The following is a 15,568-nucleotide window of genomic DNA, read 5'->3' as shown; positions in this document are numbered from 1 at the left end:
TGCCCTATGCTCGCCCTCGGCAAATTGCTTGAACTGACCCTGGCTGGACGTGAGCCAGCGGAAAAGACTCAACTGACCGTCGAAGGCGTGCGAATGCGATGGATGGGCGAGGGGGCTCTGGAGGTCCGCCCGCCGGAGGTCCGTGACAATGGCACGGACCTGCTGCTCTCTGCCGGTATTCATGGCAACGAGACTGCACCCATCGAGCTGCTGGATGAGCTGATCCGCAGCATCGCGCGCGGCGACCTTAAACCGCGCGCACGTATTCTGTTTCTGTTTGGCAATCCCGACGCCATGCGGCGCGGTACCCGGTTTGTCGAGCAGGACGTCAATCGGCTGTTCAACGGTCGTCACGAGCAAAGTGGCGGTGTAGAAGCCCTGCGTGCCTGCGAGCTGGAGCACCTGGCCGCCAGCTTTTTCAGCCTGCCGGATCGCTACCGCCTGCATTACGACCTGCACACTGCCATTCGCGGTTCGAAGATCGAGCAGTTCGCGCTGTACCCGTGGAAAGAAGGCCGTCAGCACTCGCGTCTCGAACTGGCCCGGCTGCGTGCTGCGGGGATGAGTGCGGTGTTGTTGCAGAACAAGCCGTCCATTGTGTTCAGCGCCTATACCTACGATCAGCTGGGTGCCGAGGCCTTCACTCTGGAACTGGGCAAGGCCCGGCCGTTCGGCCAGAACCAACAGGTCAACCTTGCGCCGCTGCGTCTGCGTCTGGAGCAGATCATCGAAGGCCGCGAGCCCGAGCTGGATGAAAATCTTGAGGGGTTGCAACTGTTCAGCGTGGCACGCGAAGTCATCAAGCGCACCGATGCATTCACGTTCAACCTAGCCGATGCTGTAGAAAACTTCTCACCGCTGGAAAAGGGCTACGTGCTGGCCGAAGACGCGGGTGGTTCACGCTGGGTGGTAGAGGAGGATGGCGCGAGAATCATCTTCCCCAACCCGAAGGTCAAAAACGGCCTGCGGGCGGGGATTCTGATTGTGCCGACTGATGCGGGTAGCCTTGGCTGATCGCTGGGCACCCTCAAGACCGGACGCAGAGCGTCCAGAACTGCATTCCCACGCTGGAGCGTGAGGAACGATAATCTCAACTATCGTGCGACGCTGCAGCGTGAGGAGCGATAATCTCGACTATCGTGCGACGCTCCGCGTCGGCATGCCGTTCTGGACGCTCTGCGTCCTCTTTGCGACATAGAACCTGCGCAACGAGAGTCGTCCTGACGAACGCCTCTCGTGCCGCTGCTACGCGTTTCAGCAGGCCGCTTTCTGCTGTGCGTCCAGACGGCGCAGGCTGCGTACCTTGTTCAAGGTGTCAGCGCAGGTCTTGGCCGCTTCTTCGCCTTTGTGCGAGAAGTGATCGAAGAAGAACTTCTGGTGTTCTTCGCCCGCATGGAAGTGGTGCGGTGTCAGGACCACGGAAAACACCGGTACTTCGGTTTCCAGCTGGACCTGCATCAGCGCGCTGACCACTGACTGCGCAACGAATTCATGGCGATAGATGCCGCCGTCCACTACCAGTGCAGCGCCGACGATGCCAGCGTAACGGCCGGTATTGGCCAGCAGTTTTGCATGCAGCGTAATTTCGAAGGCACCGCCCACTTCAAAGATGTCGATGTCACTTTCCGCATAGCCATGATTGGCCATCTCGGCGATAAAACCTTTACGGCTTTGATCGACGATATCCTTGTGCCAGCAGGCCTGGATGAAGGCGACGCGTTCGTTCGGGTGGCTTTTGCTTTTGCTGTCGATTGCAGTAGGTTGCACGTGTTCTGACTCCTGTTTATGGAAAAAACAGGGCGTTTGGATCGAAAGGGATTCAAGTCGCGTAGGAAAGCCTCCTGAACGATGTCGTTCATGATGAGGTTTTGCAGACGTTCTTGCAGACACCAATCCCGCTCTCTCTTCATCCGGACTATGACCGTCGGCCCCGGAATCACACCGGGTCTGCTGACCTTGCCGATCGCCAGCCAAAGCTGCGACCCCCAAGCGCTCGCGGGCTAGACGCATTGCGCGCCATTACCGCCGGTGGGGAATTGCACCCCGCCCTGAGAACGTTGCCGGCACTTTACGTGGCCGGCGCAGGATTTTTATCACAGTTCGCCGGATCATGCATGGACACTTTCGTACGGTGTACCTACCTTTTTCTTATAAGGGCACAGAGTATCGAGAGTGACGGCGCTTGATTATCATGTGCTGTGGCCTCAGTAATGCCTTGTTGCAAGCCAAAGGTTGCATGCATTATCGATCTTCAACTTCAGGGAGCGTTTTCGTGACTGTCATCGATCTGCGCAGCGACACAGTGACTCTGCCTACGTCCGGTATGCGGGATGCCATGGCGCGTGCGCCCGTCGGCGATGACGTCTATGGTGAGGACCCCACCGTCAACCTGCTCGAAGCGACGCTCGCCGAGCGCCTCGGGTTTGATGCCGCGCTGTTTGTCCCGTCAGGCACCATGAGCAATCTGCTGGCACTGATGGCGCACTGTGAGCGTGGCGATGAATACATTGTCGGTCAGCAGGCCCACACGTATAAGTACGAAGGCGGCGGTGCAGCGGTGCTGGGCTCTATTCAGCCACAGCCACTGGACGTGCAGGCCGATGGCTCGCTGGACTTGCAGCAGGTGCTCGACGCCATCAAACCCGATGACTTTCACTTCGCCCGCACACGCCTGCTGGCCCTGGAAAACACCATGCAGGGCAAGGTGCTACCGTTGGAATACCTGGCCGCCGCACGCACACTGACGCTGGAAAAAGGCCTCGCCCTTCATCTGGACGGCGCACGGCTGTACAACGCATCGGTCAGGCTGGGCGTCGATGTCCGCGAGATTACCCGGCACTTCGATTCGGTATCGGTGTGCCTTTCCAAGGGCCTGGGCGCACCGATCGGCTCGGTGCTGTGCGGATCGCAGTCGTTGATCGCCAGAGCGCGCCGCTTGCGCAAAATGCTCGGTGGCGGCATGCGTCAGGCCGGAGGGCTGGCTGCCGCAGGGCTCTACGCGCTGGATCATCAGGTCGAGCGGCTGGCGGATGACCATGCCAATGCTGCGTTTCTGGCCGAAGGCCTGAGCGGGCTCGGCTACGCTGTCGAGCCGGTGCAGACCAACATGGTCTACGTGCAGATTGGTGAGCGCGCTGCAGCACTCAAGGCGTTCTGCGCCGAGCGTGGCATCGTGCTCACAGCCGCAGCGCGGCTGCGCATGGTGACCCATCTGAATGTGTCGCGTGCGCAGGTTGAACAGGTCATCGCTGCATTTGCAGCCTTTGAACACTCATGAGATCACGATAATCCAGTTACTTGTTTCTATCGCACAAACACACTGTACCGAGGGCGCAACGCCTATATAATGCGGCCCTTTGCCGTCGCTACGTCATTTGACGTTTTGCACTTGCCTCTGGCCGCAGTCTCCGTGGAAGAACCTATGAAAAGCGCAGAAATCCGTGAAGCCTTCCTTGGCTTCTTCGAAGAGCAAGGCCACACCCGTGTTGCTTCAAGCTCCTTGATTCCGGGCAATGACCCAACCCTGCTGTTCACTAACGCAGGCATGAACCAGTTCAAGGATTGCTTCCTGGGCCAGGAAAAACGCGCCTACACCCGCGCCGTTACCAGTCAGAAATGCGTGCGTGCCGGTGGCAAGCACAACGACCTGGAAAACGTCGGCTATACCGCTCGTCACCACACTTTTTTCGAAATGCTGGGCAACTTCAGCTTCGGTGACTATTTCAAGCGTGATGCCATCACCTACGCCTGGACCTTCCTGACCTCCGAGAAATGGCTGAACCTGCCCAAGGAAAAGCTTTGGGTCACGGTCTACGCGACCGACGACGAAGCCTACGACATTTGGACCAAAGAGATCGGCGTGCCTGCCGAGCGCATGGTTCGTATCGGCGACAACAAAGGCGCGCCTTACGCCTCCGATAACTTCTGGACGATGGGCGATACCGGGCCATGCGGTCCTTGCAGCGAGATTTTCTTCGATCACGGCCCTGAAATCTGGGGTGGCCCGCCAGGCTCGCCGGAAGAAGACGGTGACCGTTACATCGAAATCTGGAACAACGTATTCATGCAGTTCAACCGTACGGCTGATGGCGTGTTGCACCCACTGCCGGCGCCCTCGGTCGATACCGGTATGGGGCTTGAACGTGTCAGTGCCGTTCTGCAACACGTACATTCCAACTATGAAATCGACCTGTTCCAGAGCCTGCTGGCTGCGTCGGCCAAGGCCATTGGTTGCAGCAATGACAACCAGGCTTCGCTGAAGGTCGTGGCGGACCACATCCGTTCTTGCGGTTTCCTGATCGCAGACGGCGTGCTGCCTTCCAACGAAGGTCGTGGCTATGTGCTGCGCCGCATCATTCGGCGCGCCTGTCGTCACGGCAACAAGCTGGGTGCCAAGGGCAGCTTCTTCTATCAGATCGTTGCCGCGCTGGTTGCCGAGATGGGGTCTGCGTTCCCTGAGCTGGTGCAACAGCAGTCGCATATCGAGCGCGTGCTGAAAGGTGAAGAGGAACAGTTCGCCAAGACCCTTGAACAGGGTCTGAAAATTCTTGAACAGGATCTGGCTGACCTCAAGGGCACCGTGGTGCCGGGTGAAGTCGTGTTCAAGCTGTACGACACCTACGGTTTCCCGATGGACCTGACGGGTGACATCGCCCGCGAGCGCAATCTGACCCTGGACGAAGCCGGCTTCGAGCGTGAAATGGACGCCCAGCGCGTGCGCGCCCGTTCGGCCAGCTCGTTTGGCATGGATTACAACAGCCTGGTCAAGGTTGACGTCGCCACGCAGTTCACCGGTTACTCTGCAACGACTGGCAGCGCCAGCGTTGTGGCGCTGTATAAAGAAGGTCAGTCGGTCACTCACCTGAATGAAGGCGAAGAGGGCGTGGTGATTCTCGACACCACCCCGTTCTATGCCGAATCAGGCGGTCAGATCGGCGACAGTGGTTTCCTGCATGCCGGTGATGTGCGTTTTGATGTCAGTGACACCACCAAGACTGGCGGTGCGTTCCTGCACCACGGTGTTGTGGCCTCCGGCAGCCTGAGCGTCGGCGCCCAGGTTGAAACACAGGTGGCCGATGAAGTTCGCGATGCAACCAAATTGAACCATTCGGCCACTCACTTGCTGCACGCCGCATTGCGTCAGGTGCTGGGTGAGCATGTTCAACAGAAAGGCTCGCTGGTCGACAGTCAGCGCCTGCGCTTTGACTTCAGCCATTTCGAGGCGATCAAGCCCGAGCAACTGCGTGCGCTGGAAGATATAGTCAACGCCGAGATTCGCAAGAACACCGAGGTAATGACCGAAGAAACCGATATCGACACGGCGAAGAAGAAGGGCGCCATGGCGCTGTTCGGCGAAAAGTACGGCGACAGTGTTCGCGTACTGAGCATGGGCGGCGAGTTTTCCGTCGAGCTGTGTGGTGGCATTCACGCCAGCCGCACCGGTGACATCGCGCTGTTCAAGATCGTCAGTGAAGGCGGTGTCGCTGCAGGTGTGCGGCGTATCGAGGGGGTTACCGGTGCTGCTGCGCTGGCCTGGCTGAATGCGGCCGAAGATCAACTCAAGGAAGCCGCGACGCTGGTCAAAGGCAATCGCGACAACCTGCTGGACAAGCTGACGGCTGTGCTTGAGCGCAACCGTCTGCTGGAAAAACAACTGGAACAACTGCAAGCCAAGGCAGCCAGTGCCGCCGGCGACGACCTGTCGGCTGCCGCGCTGGATGTCAAAGGGGTCAAGGTTCTGGCTACGCGCCTGGATGGCCAGGACGGCAAGGCGCTGCTGGCGCTTGTCGACCAGTTGAAGAACAAGCTCGGCCGCGCAGTGATCCTGCTCGGCAGTGTTCATGAGGACAAGGTTGTCTTGGTCGCAGGCGTGACCAAGGACCTGACTGGCCAACTCAAAGCCGGTGATTTGATGAAGCAGGCGGCTGCCGCTGTCAGTGGTAAAGGCGGTGGGCGTCCTGATATGGCTCAAGGCGGTGGTGTCGATGCAGGTGCGCTGGATTCAGCGCTGGCACTGGCCGTTCCTTTTGTAGAGCAGGGTATCTGAGTCGAGTCTGCAGGCCTGTCGATTGCCGGCAGGCCTTGCAAGGATTTGAATGGGTTAATAGGTGCTCTTAACGGGTTCTGAGGCGGCTTTGAGATGGCTTTAATCGTACAGAAATTTGGCGGCACCTCGGTGGGCTCTGTAGAGCGCATCGAGCAGGTGGCCGACAAGGTCAAGAAATTCCGTGAGGCTGGAGACGACCTTGTGGTCGTGCTGTCGGCCATGAGCGGCGAAACCAACCGTTTGATCGAGCTGGCCAGGCAGATCAGTGATCAGCTGGTTCCCCGTGAACTGGACGTGATCGTTTCCACTGGCGAGCAGGTCACCATCGCGCTGCTGGCGATGGCGCTGATGAAACGTGGCGTGCCTGCGGTGTCCTACACCGGCAATCAGGTCCGTATCCTTACCGACAGCGCGCATAACAAGGCGCGCATCCTGCAGATCGACGACCAGAAGATCCGCTCCGACCTGAAAGCCGGTCGTGTGGTGGTGGTCGCCGGCTTCCAGGGCGTCGATGAGCACGGCAACATCACCACCCTCGGCCGTGGTGGCTCGGACACTACCGGTGTTGCGCTGGCCGCAGCGCTGAAAGCTGACGAGTGCCAGATCTACACTGACGTCGATGGTGTGTACACCACCGACCCGCGTGTCGTGTCACTGGCTCAGCGCCTCGACAAGATCACCTTCGAAGAGATGCTGGAAATGGCCAGCCTCGGGTCCAAGGTGCTACAGATCCGTGCGGTCGAGTTCGCCGGCAAATACAACGTCCCGCTGCGCGTTTTGCACAGCTTCAAAGAGGGGCCGGGCACCCTCATTACAATCGATGAAGAGGAATCCATGGAACAGCCGATCATTTCCGGCATCGCCTTCAACCGCGATGAAGCCAAGCTGACCATCCGTGGTGTGCCAGACACCCCCGGCGTAGCGTTCAAGATTCTCGGCCCGATCAGCGCGGCCAATATCGAAGTCGACATGATCGTGCAGAATGTTTCGCACGATAACACCACCGATTTCACCTTCACGATCCATCGCAACGACTATCAGGCGGCCTTGCAGGTGCTTGAGTCCACCGCACGTGAGATCAGCGCTCGTGAAGTGTCCGGCGATACCAAGATCGCCAAGGTGTCCATTGTCGGTGTCGGCATGCGCTCGCATGCAGGCGTTGCCAGCCGTATGTTTGAAGCATTGGCCAAGGAAAGTATCAATATACAGATGATCTCCACGTCGGAAATCAAGGTTTCCGTGGTCATCGAAGAGAAGTATCTGGAGTTGGCTGTGCGCGCGTTGCACACGGCTTTTGAGCTGGATGCTCCGCGGCAGGGTGAGTGATCCTGTCGTCGAAGGGCGCGGTCTGACCGCGTCTTTCGGGTGCTGCGCAGAAAGGCTGTGGTTTTCTTTGCGTTAGTCGATACACAGGTAAGGGTTGTGGCCTTGTGCTACAGGTCGATGCCTACTGGTTTGCAGACTGTTGTCCCTGAATAAAGGCGTAAGGAGAAAAGTATGCTGATTCTGACTCGTCGGTGCGCGGAAAGCCTGATCATTGGTGACGGTGAGATTACCGTGACCGTGCTCGGAGTGAAGGGTAATCAGGTGCGTATTGGTGTCAATGCGCCCAAGGAAGTCGCTGTCCACCGTGAAGAGATTTACCTTCGCATCAAGAAAGAGAAGGACGAAGAACCAAGCCATTAATTTTTATTGAATTTTTGGTTTGCAAACGGGGAAAAGGGTGGTTATTATACGCCCCGTGTTGCGGAGAGCTGGCCGAGTGGCCGAAGGCGCTCCCCTGCTAAGGGAGTACACCTCAAAAGGGTGTCGGGGGTTCGAATCCCCCGTTCTCCGCCATTATTTATGTAGTGCGTAAGATTGGTCTTGATCGGTAAGTTGTTGAATTTACTAGAAAAAGTGCTTGACTAAACAATTTTACGACCTATAATGCGCGGCACCAACACATGCACTCGTAGCTCAGCTGGATAGAGTACTCGGCTACGAACCGAGCGGTCACAGGTTCGAATCCTGTCGAGTGCACCATTTAAAGTTGTTTGAAGTGTTGTAAGCAATTACAAGGTTTCCGATAACTGGCTTCAACCAGAGGTGATCTGGTCTAAAAACACCAATGCACTCGTAGCTCAGCTGGATAGAGTACTCGGCTACGAACCGAGCGGTCACAGGTTCGAATCCTGTCGAGTGCACCATACAACGAAAAGCCCACATCGAAAGATGTGGGCTTTTTGCTTTCTAGCGTTTTCCTTTAACGCATCCGTTCCCGTCGAATGTCACATTATTGCTGCGGCCTTTTTTCTGGTTGTACACGTAATGCAATTCGCCATTACGGTTGGTGATTTTGTCGGGGCGTCCCAGCAGGCTCTCGACATCACGCTGCGTCATGCCGGGAGGGGTGCGCTGGTTGATGATAGCTGCCCGACGCTGTTCGGCGCTCAGGCGGTTGCCGCAACCATCATCGCGCGTGTCGACCACGACCAGTTCCTGGCTCGCGGGCTTCCTGCGTGTTGGCGCTGAAAGGTTTGCGGGCGGGAGTAACCCGATGTTGGTTCCCGGTGGCGCATTGAAGGCCCTTTGCATGCTGGTGCTGTGGCCTTCGGGGCAGCCGAGAGTGGTGAACATGACTTTTCCGGAAGCGTCTTCGCAGCGATGAACAGTGCTGGCGGTCGCGGGTGCAGGAGCGCAGAGTAGAGCGCTCCACAGGGATAGATGAACGGCCGTGCGCATGCTCAAGTCCTCCATGACAGGGTGTCGTGCAAGCCTAGCCGCAGCCTCTGGAGGCGGCGAGCAGGTTTTCTTGGCTGAATGTGACGTTGAGGCCGGGCCAGCTCACAGAGTTTTACAGGTTTGTGCTGCAAACGGTTGTTATAGGCCGAATTTCTCGCATGCGCTTCTCTAAAAGCGGTGTATCATTGCGCCCGTCAGCTCCGCCGGGGCTTGTGGAACACCTCCATGGACTTACCCAGTCGTTACTCAATAATGTTTTTCAACAATCATGAATTAACTGATTGATCTCCCGGCGTGCTCCGCTGCTGGGAGTGGAGTTCGCCTATGACCGAAAGAGAAGTAAAAAAAACGCAGGAAAGCTTGCAGGATCGCCTGGCTCAGGTTGTCGATCTGCTGCAGCGCCAGCGTATTGTTGAAGACCTGACCCATCGTCAGGAAGGTCAGCATCAGGACCGTGTAGAAAACCTGGTTCACCGGCAGAACCTCGTCGAGTTGCAACGCAAGCTTGAAGACCTTCACTCTGCCGACGTCGCTTATATCCTCGAAGCCCTGCCTCTGGAAGATCGTCTGACCGTATGGCAGCTGGTCAAGGCTGAGCGTGACGGCGACATTCTTCTTGAAGTATCCGATTCCGTTCGTGAAACCCTGATCGCCGACATGGATGATCACGAGTTGCTCGCGGCGGCACGGGACATGGACGCCGACGAACTGGCCGACCTTGCTCCCGAGTTGCCCCGTGATGTCGTTCACGAGCTTATGGAGGCACTGGATTCACAACAGCGTGAGCGTGTCCGTTCGGCTTTGTCCTATGACGAGGATCAGGTCGGTGCGCTGATGGACTTCGAGATGGTGACGATCCGTGAGGATGTCAGCCTTGAAGTCGTACTGCGCTACCTGCGCAGGTTGAAAGAGCTGCCGGGCCACACCGACAAACTGTTTGTGGTCGACTCCGAAGGCGTGCTCAAGGGCGTGCTGCCGATCAAGCGCCTGCTGGTCAATGATCCGGAGAAGCAGGTTGGCGAAGTCATGGCCAACGATCCGGTCAGCTTTCACCCGGAAGACGATGCCTACGATGCGGCACAGGCCTTCGAGCGTTACGACCTTATCTCTACGCCGGTGGTGGACAAGAACGGCAAGCTGATCGGCCGTCTGACCATCGATGAAATGGTCGACCTGATTCGTGAAGAGAGCGAAAGCGAAGTTCTCAACATGGCGGGTCTGCGCGAAGAAGAAGATATTTTCGCTTCGGTATGGCGTTCCCTGCGCAACCGTTGGGCCTGGCTGGCAGTCAATCTGGTGACGGCCTTCCTGGCTTCGCGCGTGATCGGCCTGTTCGAAGGCTCCATCGAGAAGCTGGTGGCGCTCGCTGCGCTGATGCCTATCGTGGCCGGGATTGGTGGCAACTCCGGTAATCAGACCATCACCATGATCGTTCGCGCGATGGCGCTGGATCAGGTCAATACCGGTAATACCGCCCGCTTGCTGCGCAAGGAACTGGCTGTCGGCTTGATCAACGGTTTGCTCTGGGGCGGGGTGATCGGCGTGGTTGCCTACATGCTGTATGGCAGTTGGTCGCTAGGCGTGGTCATGACCGCAGCCATGACGCTCAATCTGCTGCTGGCGGCGCTGATGGGCGTTTCCATCCCTATGGCGCTGGCGCGCCTGGGGCGAGACCCTGCCATGGGGGCAAGCGTCATGATTACGGCGATGACCGACAGCGGCGGTTTCTTCATCTTCTTGGGGTTGGCGACGATCTTTCTGCTCTAAGCTTTCTGTTTCAAGATAGGCTCTTAAAATAAAAAAACCGCCATGATCAGGCGGTTTTTTTATGCCCTGACGAAGTCTTCGGCTTGCCATGTACTGCCACTAGGCCTACGACTACTAACGAAAAAGGCTACAACGAAAAAGGCCAGCTTTCGCTGGCCTTTGTCTGTTACACCAAGTCTCAGGACTCTTCGGAAGCGAGTTCCGTGTCATGAGCAATCAGCGAAACAAGTGCATTCTGTTGACGATGTGAAAGCTGACGAAAACGTTGCAGCAGCTCGCGTTCGTGCAAGGACAGCTCAGGACTGTCAAGACGCAGGCTTGGTTCATCACCAAGTGCACCTTCCTGAATCAGGCTTTGTTCGAGACGAGCAATGATTTCCGAGTTCATGCTGCGGTGATGATTCTTGGCTACCTCTTGCACGCGATTACGCATGCCGTCTGGTAGGCGAACGACGAACTTGTCAGCCGTGCGGCTGGAATAAGTAGCCTGTTTCATAGGGCTCATATATTTAACCGGTTAGTTCAGGGGAAGCGGTTCTAGCAAGTGGCCGCAAGATTGTCATCGTGAGACAGTCATTTTGGCCAAATGTTCAACCGGGGTTCCAAGGGGCCGACATCATGCCGTAATACGTCGAATCCTTGGCGTCAATTCTGTGACAAATATTGACTCAGGTGGCGGCGTTTGGCCAGCACCAATTATCAGAAATGCGAGCAAATTTGCAAAGTCCTCGCATTTGCCCCTGAATAACCGGGCACGTCACCGAGCTTCTTTTTGCCATCATGGCCATTTGACTCTGAGAGTAGGTCGGAATTCAGCGCAAACGAAGCTACCCGACCAAGGGTTGCGAGGACGGGGCGAAAGGAGGATTTGGAGGATATGAGCGCGGTGCTCGGCGCGATAAGCGGGTTGAGCGAGAGGGTTGTGAGCTTTTGGTGCTATGCCTTTTAGATTAGCGAAGCACAGGGTCAAATTTGATACGACGGCCGAGAAAAAGCGCTACTACAAAAAGACTGGCGAACACGCCTGCAGCGATGTTGGCAGCGATGCTCAGGGTGTGCGCTTGAACAGGGAGCAACAGGTCAACGATCACAGCCATAATCGCCAGGACCAGAAATGACAACGCGGATTTTGACATGGCTACTCTCTCTATAAAAAATGGCTGGTTCAAACGTTCTCAGAAAATCCAGCGCTGCTCGGCGCGTGGCATCTGAAGTGAATCATCATCGTCATTGGCCAATACCGCTGCGCTAGCAATGCGGTCAGTCATGATGGCCAACTGAGGCGCATGGCTGATCTGGTGATGGACAGGAGCAGGTGCGGTGACCTGCGTGTCACTGGCACCTGAGTCGTGAAAATGAAATGCCACCAGAGCCACCAGAGCTGCCGCATTCAACACTGAGAGAGTCTTGTTCATTTTCCAGTACCTGTGCCCGACCGTTTGGGAGGAGATGTGTTCACTGATACTGATAATGCAGTCTGCATGCCAATCAGAAAATGATAAAAATTCCTTTTAAATCAATGACATATCAATTGAAAAAAGTTGGGTGCAGTGCGTTTTGCAATGATGGCTTTTTGGGGGATTGCAAATTGCATGATCGGTTTATTCAGCCGCGTTTCGGGGCGACATCGGCTACAGCCCTGAAGGGCAATGACGACATGACAAAAGCGGCACATGCCGCTAAGATGCACGCCGTCCTCGCTGGCACCGATCGGTGTGCTGGCACGCAGTGTCTCAGTAGCTCAATTGGATAGAGCATCCCCCTCCTAAGGGGAAGGTTGCAGGTTCGAACCCCGCCTGGGACACCATATGATTCAGCACTTTCAACGACTTCTTATATTTCCGAACGGTGGCCATGACAGCAGGGTGACAGCGGCATACTTTACGGTCTGCCGTTTTGATCTGTCATCGCGTGTCTTAATTCTCCAAATTCATTGAGCGCATAAGCAGCCCACGTTCACGGATGTAGGCACTTGCAATCTCTGCGCTTACGAACTCGTCCTCCTTAGGCACGGCCCTTTTAGGTATCTGTTCGTCTGCGTACTGTTTCAATTGTGGAAAAACCCACTCCTTGTCTGCCGGGTCGGTAACGTTGTCCTTGAAAACAAAGATTTCCTTCTTCAGCGCTTCCATCCGAGCGATCAAACGACTGGGATCGGCGGCGCCAGATTCGCGTTTGATGTAGTCGATCTCATCAGCAATTTTTTTCAGCGTCCCACATACGCCGGTTCGTGCTTCCGTACGCAGCACGCAATCATGGCGAGATTTCGTCAAAAACAGGCTTTCGGATATCGCGTAGTCCGATACGCGCTTGGAGTCTGCTGCGAATAGCTCTACGCCCTGCCGGAAGTCGGGATACTGGGCTATACCCGCGTATAAGGTCCCCAGAATTGTGAGATAAATTTTGAGTGATCCTTCCTTGAGCTCAACCTCGGTTCCGACGTCTTTGTAGAGAAAGAACTCCGCCCTCACGCCCAGAAAGCTTTCTAGCTCTGCTTTGAGGGCGGCCTCGTCTAAGTCCTTTGGCACTGGGTCAATGTGAAGGTATGCCTGGCATATGATGCTTTTATTGATGTAGTCGGCCACTGAACTTCCTTTCTCTTGGGCGGAAAAGCGTTGCTCATCACATTAAGCGGCTAGCTCGTCATTTGGCAATCGCTGCGATGTCCCGAATGCGGAGAACCGTTGTGGTCGAGCAGTTGGCGTGCCGAGCTGTCGCACGAATGCCCAGGCCGGCGCCTAGCAGTTCCGAAACGCGCTTGTGCAGATCGGCGTCTACTGGTCGCCCCTGATACTTGCCATCGGCTTTCGCCTTCTCGATTCCCTGCGCCTGGCGTTCGCGCCGCTGCTCATAATCTTTGCGGGCGATTGCGGCCATCATCTCCACCAGCATCGAGTTAATCGCGCCCAGCATCCGCCCGGTGAACTCGTCGCCTTTAGTGTCCTGCATCCCCTGGTGGCTGGTCGGCAGATCGAGGGCGACGATGCGCAACCCCTTGGAGTCAATGGCAGCCTTGAGCTTCTGCCAGTCATCCACCGGCAAGCGGGATAGCCGATCGATTGATTCAACCAGCAACACGTCTCCTTTGCGCGCATCTTTGAGCAGGCGAAGCAGCTCCGGCCGGTCTGCCGCCGCGCCGCTGGCGTTCTCTAGGTACACGCTGGCGATGACCTTATTGTGGTCGCTAGCGAACTGCTCAAGCGATGCCTGGGCGCGGCTGGCGTCCTGCTCTTCGGTCGATGCTCTGAGGTATGCGCGGATGAACATGATGTGCGTCCCGTATCAGTTTAGGTGTCTCACCAATACTGTTGCACTTTGGGTGTTACTTATCAAGCGAAAGGCTGAAATAAACTGATATTTGCGTGTATCAGCTCAGGCATACCGTGGTGGGAAAATCCAGCATCCGGCATACTCATGTAAATATCTAGGATTAAAGGATGGTGGTGATGGCGGAGGAATACGCAGGGCTATCGGAGGTAATCAATCGTCTAGAAAAGTATCAGGACGTTAGCGAAGAAAAGCTGTCCGCGCCGACCCTATTGAATGAGGCCGCAGAGGAAGTGGCCAAATCCGCCAGCGGGTCATGGCTCGGATATCATTCAAGGGTCTATTACCGAGATTTTCTCCCGCCAGAGCCTGGTGCGAACTTCAGTAAGATTTCAGGATTTAGACCGCATTATGGGGATGGCACGACAGGCGATTGGGCTGAGTATGTTTTTGATGACGTTTTAGATTACATAGATGAGATCGCTGAAAGTCCTGATCTTTCAGAGGCTCATTCTTATAAAAAAGAAGGGGAAAAGCTTTTCGCAGAGGCCAAGCAGGAGTCGGAAGTTTGTCTAAGGAAACTCTGAAAAAGACTTCCTAATTTGGCAAAATCTCCGGACACCAGTCGCCGAGCTTTTCGATGATGAAACAGATGACCTTCGCCGACGCCGAGTATGCCGGCAAGCGCAAGCAGACCCGTAAGGAATTGTTCCTGATCGAGATGGATCAGGTGGTGCCCTGGAAAGGTTTGATTGCCCTGATTGAGCCCTATTATCCAAAAGGAGAAGGTGGCCGGCCCGCCTACCCACTGATGGCGATGCTGCGTGTTCATCTGATGCAGAACTGGTTCGGCTACAGCGATCCGGCGATGGAAGAAGCGCTGTATGAGACGACCATCCTGCGTCAGTTTTCAGGCCTGAGCCTGGAGCGAATTCCAGACGAAACCACCATTCTCAACTTCCGTCGTCTGCTGGAAAAGCACGAGTTGGCGACCGGGATTCTCGGCGTAATTAATGGTTATCTGGGCGACCGTGGCTTGTCGTTGCGTCAAGGCACCATCGTCGATGCCACGCTGATTCACGCGCCCAGTTCGACCAAGAACAAGGATGGCAAACGCGATCCTGAGATGCATCAAACCAAGAAAGGTAACCAGTACTATTTCGGCGCCAAGGCTCACATCGGCGCCGACGACGAGTCAGGCCTGGTGCACAGCGTGGTAGTAACAGCGGCCAATGTGGCAGACGTCACGCAGGTTGCCAAACTGCTGCACGGCGAGGAAAACGTAGTCTGCGCCGACGCAGGTTACACCGGGGTCGAGAAGCGCGAAGAACACGCTGGGCGCAAGGTCATTTGGCAGATTGCCGCCCGCCGCAGCACTTACAAAAAGCATGGAAAACGCAGTATTTTGTACAAGGCGATCCGCAAAATCGAGAAGGCCAAGGCCCAGGTTCGCGCCAAGGTCGAGCATCCGTTTCGGGTCATCAAACGCCAGTTTGGCTATGAAAAAGTGCGCTTTCGGGGCTTGGCCAAGAACACCGCGCAGATGGTGACGTTGTTCGCCCTGTCAAACCTGTGGATGGCCCGTCGACATTTGTTGGCGAGCGCAGGAGAGGTGCGCGTGTAATGCAGGAAATGGTTACCGCAAAAGGCTTTGCAGCGGCCGAAAGAGCTAAAAAGCGAAGATAATTGAGCAAATTTCGACATGCATCGTTTTTTGAAAAGTGCTGAGGACTCGGTAGCCGGAAAACATCCGGCTACTTCAGA

At 56.2% G+C, this 15,568-nt stretch carries 15 protein-coding genes, 4 tRNA genes and 1 riboswitch; of the genes, 12 read left to right on the top strand and 7 right to left on the bottom strand.

The annotated features are described in order from the left end of the window. Positions 1–6: 6 nt before the first annotated feature. Complete coding sequence (gene astE / locus LJU29_RS18640; protein ID WP_257111040.1) at positions 7–1,014, top strand: succinylglutamate desuccinylase; 1,008 nt, start codon at positions 7–9, stop codon at positions 1,012–1,014. A 240-nt stretch (positions 1,015–1,254) separates the two neighbouring features. On the opposite strand, the gene LJU29_RS18635 is transcribed toward astE, so the two are convergent. After that, positions 1,255–1,767: a 6,7-dimethyl-8-ribityllumazine synthase gene (locus tag LJU29_RS18635; RefSeq protein ID WP_257111039.1), complete on the bottom strand. Its 513-nt coding sequence runs from the start codon at positions 1,765–1,767 to the stop codon at positions 1,255–1,257. A 126-nt stretch (positions 1,768–1,893) separates the two neighbouring features. After that, a riboswitch (FMN riboswitch) is annotated at positions 1,894–2,060 on the bottom strand. Between the two features lie 212 nt (positions 2,061–2,272). Here LJU29_RS18635 and ltaE point away from each other — a divergent pair. From ltaE to LJU29_RS18600, 7 genes are all read left to right on the top strand, one after another. Further along, positions 2,273–3,277 carry a low-specificity L-threonine aldolase gene (ltaE, locus tag LJU29_RS18630; RefSeq protein WP_057424140.1) on the top strand — a complete coding sequence of 335 codons (1,005 nt, stop codon included), beginning with the start codon at positions 2,273–2,275 and terminating at the stop codon, positions 3,275–3,277. 144 nt (positions 3,278–3,421) lie between these two features. Continuing rightward, positions 3,422–6,046 carry an alanine--tRNA ligase gene (alaS, locus tag LJU29_RS18625; RefSeq protein WP_257111038.1) on the top strand — a complete coding sequence of 875 codons (2,625 nt, stop codon included), beginning with the start codon at positions 3,422–3,424 and terminating at the stop codon, positions 6,044–6,046. A gap of 93 nt (positions 6,047–6,139) precedes the next feature. Continuing rightward, positions 6,140–7,372, top strand: coding sequence for an aspartate kinase (locus LJU29_RS18620; RefSeq protein ID WP_257111037.1), 1,233 nt, complete (start codon positions 6,140–6,142; stop codon positions 7,370–7,372). A 171-nt stretch (positions 7,373–7,543) separates the two neighbouring features. Beyond that, positions 7,544–7,732: a carbon storage regulator CsrA gene (gene csrA / locus LJU29_RS18615; RefSeq protein ID WP_002554426.1), complete on the top strand. Its 189-nt coding sequence runs from the start codon at positions 7,544–7,546 to the stop codon at positions 7,730–7,732. A 62-nt stretch (positions 7,733–7,794) separates the two neighbouring features. Further along, a tRNA-Ser gene (locus LJU29_RS18610) sits at positions 7,795–7,885 on the top strand. A gap of 109 nt (positions 7,886–7,994) precedes the next feature. After that, positions 7,995–8,071, top strand: a tRNA-Arg gene (locus LJU29_RS18605). Positions 8,072–8,158: 87 nt separating this feature from the next. Further along, positions 8,159–8,235: transfer RNA gene (locus tag LJU29_RS18600), tRNA-Arg, on the top strand. 43 nt (positions 8,236–8,278) lie between these two features. On the opposite strand, the gene bamE is transcribed toward LJU29_RS18600, so the two are convergent. After that, entirely contained in the window at positions 8,279–8,770 is a 492-nt protein-coding gene (gene bamE, locus LJU29_RS18595) for an outer membrane protein assembly factor BamE domain-containing protein (protein WP_057424139.1), read from the bottom strand. A 324-nt stretch (positions 8,771–9,094) separates the two neighbouring features. On the opposite strand from bamE, the gene mgtE reads away from it, so the two are divergent. Then, on the top strand, positions 9,095–10,537 hold the full coding sequence (gene mgtE / locus LJU29_RS18590; RefSeq protein WP_002554424.1) for a magnesium transporter: 1,443 nt from the start codon (positions 9,095–9,097) through the stop codon (positions 10,535–10,537). Positions 10,538–10,715: 178 nt separating this feature from the next. On the opposite strand, the gene LJU29_RS18585 is transcribed toward mgtE, so the two are convergent. The 3 genes from LJU29_RS18585 to LJU29_RS18575 form a co-directional block, all read right to left on the bottom strand. After that, positions 10,716–11,042 carry an Arc family DNA-binding protein gene (locus LJU29_RS18585; protein ID WP_002554423.1) on the bottom strand — a complete coding sequence of 109 codons (327 nt, stop codon included), beginning with the start codon at positions 11,040–11,042 and terminating at the stop codon, positions 10,716–10,718. Positions 11,043–11,487: 445 nt separating this feature from the next. After that, positions 11,488–11,673, bottom strand: coding sequence for a PA3371 family protein (locus LJU29_RS18580; protein WP_002554422.1), 186 nt, complete (start codon positions 11,671–11,673; stop codon positions 11,488–11,490). Between the two features lie 39 nt (positions 11,674–11,712). Further along, positions 11,713–11,952 (bottom strand): hypothetical protein, encoded by a 240-nt coding sequence (locus LJU29_RS18575; RefSeq protein ID WP_002554421.1) that lies wholly within the window; start codon positions 11,950–11,952, stop codon positions 11,713–11,715. Positions 11,953–12,267: 315 nt separating this feature from the next. Between LJU29_RS18575 and LJU29_RS18570 the strand changes: the two genes are divergently transcribed. After that, positions 12,268–12,344: transfer RNA gene (locus LJU29_RS18570), tRNA-Arg, on the top strand. Between the two features lie 109 nt (positions 12,345–12,453). On the opposite strand, the gene LJU29_RS18565 is transcribed toward LJU29_RS18570, so the two are convergent. Both LJU29_RS18565 and LJU29_RS18560 read right to left on the bottom strand, forming a co-directional pair. Continuing rightward, positions 12,454–13,122 carry a hypothetical protein gene (locus tag LJU29_RS18565; protein WP_005754939.1) on the bottom strand — a complete coding sequence of 223 codons (669 nt, stop codon included), beginning with the start codon at positions 13,120–13,122 and terminating at the stop codon, positions 12,454–12,456. Between the two features lie 58 nt (positions 13,123–13,180). After that, positions 13,181–13,804, bottom strand: a complete 624-nt coding sequence (locus LJU29_RS18560) for a recombinase family protein (protein ID WP_005754938.1) — start codon at positions 13,802–13,804, stop codon at positions 13,181–13,183. A 179-nt stretch (positions 13,805–13,983) separates the two neighbouring features. Here LJU29_RS18560 and LJU29_RS18555 point away from each other — a divergent pair, with 179 nt between their 5' ends. Together LJU29_RS18555 and LJU29_RS18550 are read left to right on the top strand one after the other, a co-directional pair. Continuing rightward, positions 13,984–14,391: a hypothetical protein gene (locus LJU29_RS18555; protein ID WP_257111036.1), complete on the top strand. Its 408-nt coding sequence runs from the start codon at positions 13,984–13,986 to the stop codon at positions 14,389–14,391. A gap of 56 nt (positions 14,392–14,447) precedes the next feature. After that, positions 14,448–15,428 (top strand): IS5-like element ISPsy2 family transposase, encoded by a 981-nt coding sequence (locus LJU29_RS18550; protein WP_054078085.1) that lies wholly within the window; start codon positions 14,448–14,450, stop codon positions 15,426–15,428. The last annotated feature ends 140 nt before the right edge of the window (positions 15,429–15,568 follow it).

Origin of the sequence: Pseudomonas ficuserectae (assembly GCF_024584585.1) — a bacterium.
Taxonomy (GTDB): domain Bacteria; phylum Pseudomonadota; class Gammaproteobacteria; order Pseudomonadales; family Pseudomonadaceae; genus Aquipseudomonas; species Aquipseudomonas amygdali.
This window is presented reverse-complemented; position numbering and strand designations above follow the sequence as displayed.

Coding starts and splice junctions, on each gene's coding strand:
- LJU29_RS18585 (WP_002554423.1), bottom strand. CDS start 11,042: ATGAGCCCTATGAAACAGGCTACTTATTCCAGCCGCACGGCTGACAAG.
- LJU29_RS18575 (WP_002554421.1), bottom strand. CDS start 11,952: ATGAACAAGACTCTCTCAGTGTTGAATGCGGCAGCTCTGGTGGCTCTG.
- bamE (WP_057424139.1), bottom strand. CDS start 8,770: ATGCGCACGGCCGTTCATCTATCCCTGTGGAGCGCTCTACTCTGCGCT.
- mgtE (WP_002554424.1), top strand. CDS start 9,095: ATGACCGAAAGAGAAGTAAAAAAAACGCAGGAAAGCTTGCAGGATCGC.
- csrA (WP_002554426.1), top strand. CDS start 7,544: ATGCTGATTCTGACTCGTCGGTGCGCGGAAAGCCTGATCATTGGTGAC.
- alaS (WP_257111038.1), top strand. CDS start 3,422: ATGAAAAGCGCAGAAATCCGTGAAGCCTTCCTTGGCTTCTTCGAAGAG.
- LJU29_RS18550 (WP_054078085.1), top strand. CDS start 14,448: ATGAAACAGATGACCTTCGCCGACGCCGAGTATGCCGGCAAGCGCAAG.
- LJU29_RS18580 (WP_002554422.1), bottom strand. CDS start 11,673: ATGTCAAAATCCGCGTTGTCATTTCTGGTCCTGGCGATTATGGCTGTG.
- LJU29_RS18555 (WP_257111036.1), top strand. CDS start 13,984: ATGGCGGAGGAATACGCAGGGCTATCGGAGGTAATCAATCGTCTAGAA.
- astE (WP_257111040.1), top strand. CDS start 7: ATGCTCGCCCTCGGCAAATTGCTTGAACTGACCCTGGCTGGACGTGAG.
- LJU29_RS18620 (WP_257111037.1), top strand. CDS start 6,140: ATGGCTTTAATCGTACAGAAATTTGGCGGCACCTCGGTGGGCTCTGTA.
- LJU29_RS18560 (WP_005754938.1), bottom strand. CDS start 13,804: ATGTTCATCCGCGCATACCTCAGAGCATCGACCGAAGAGCAGGACGCC.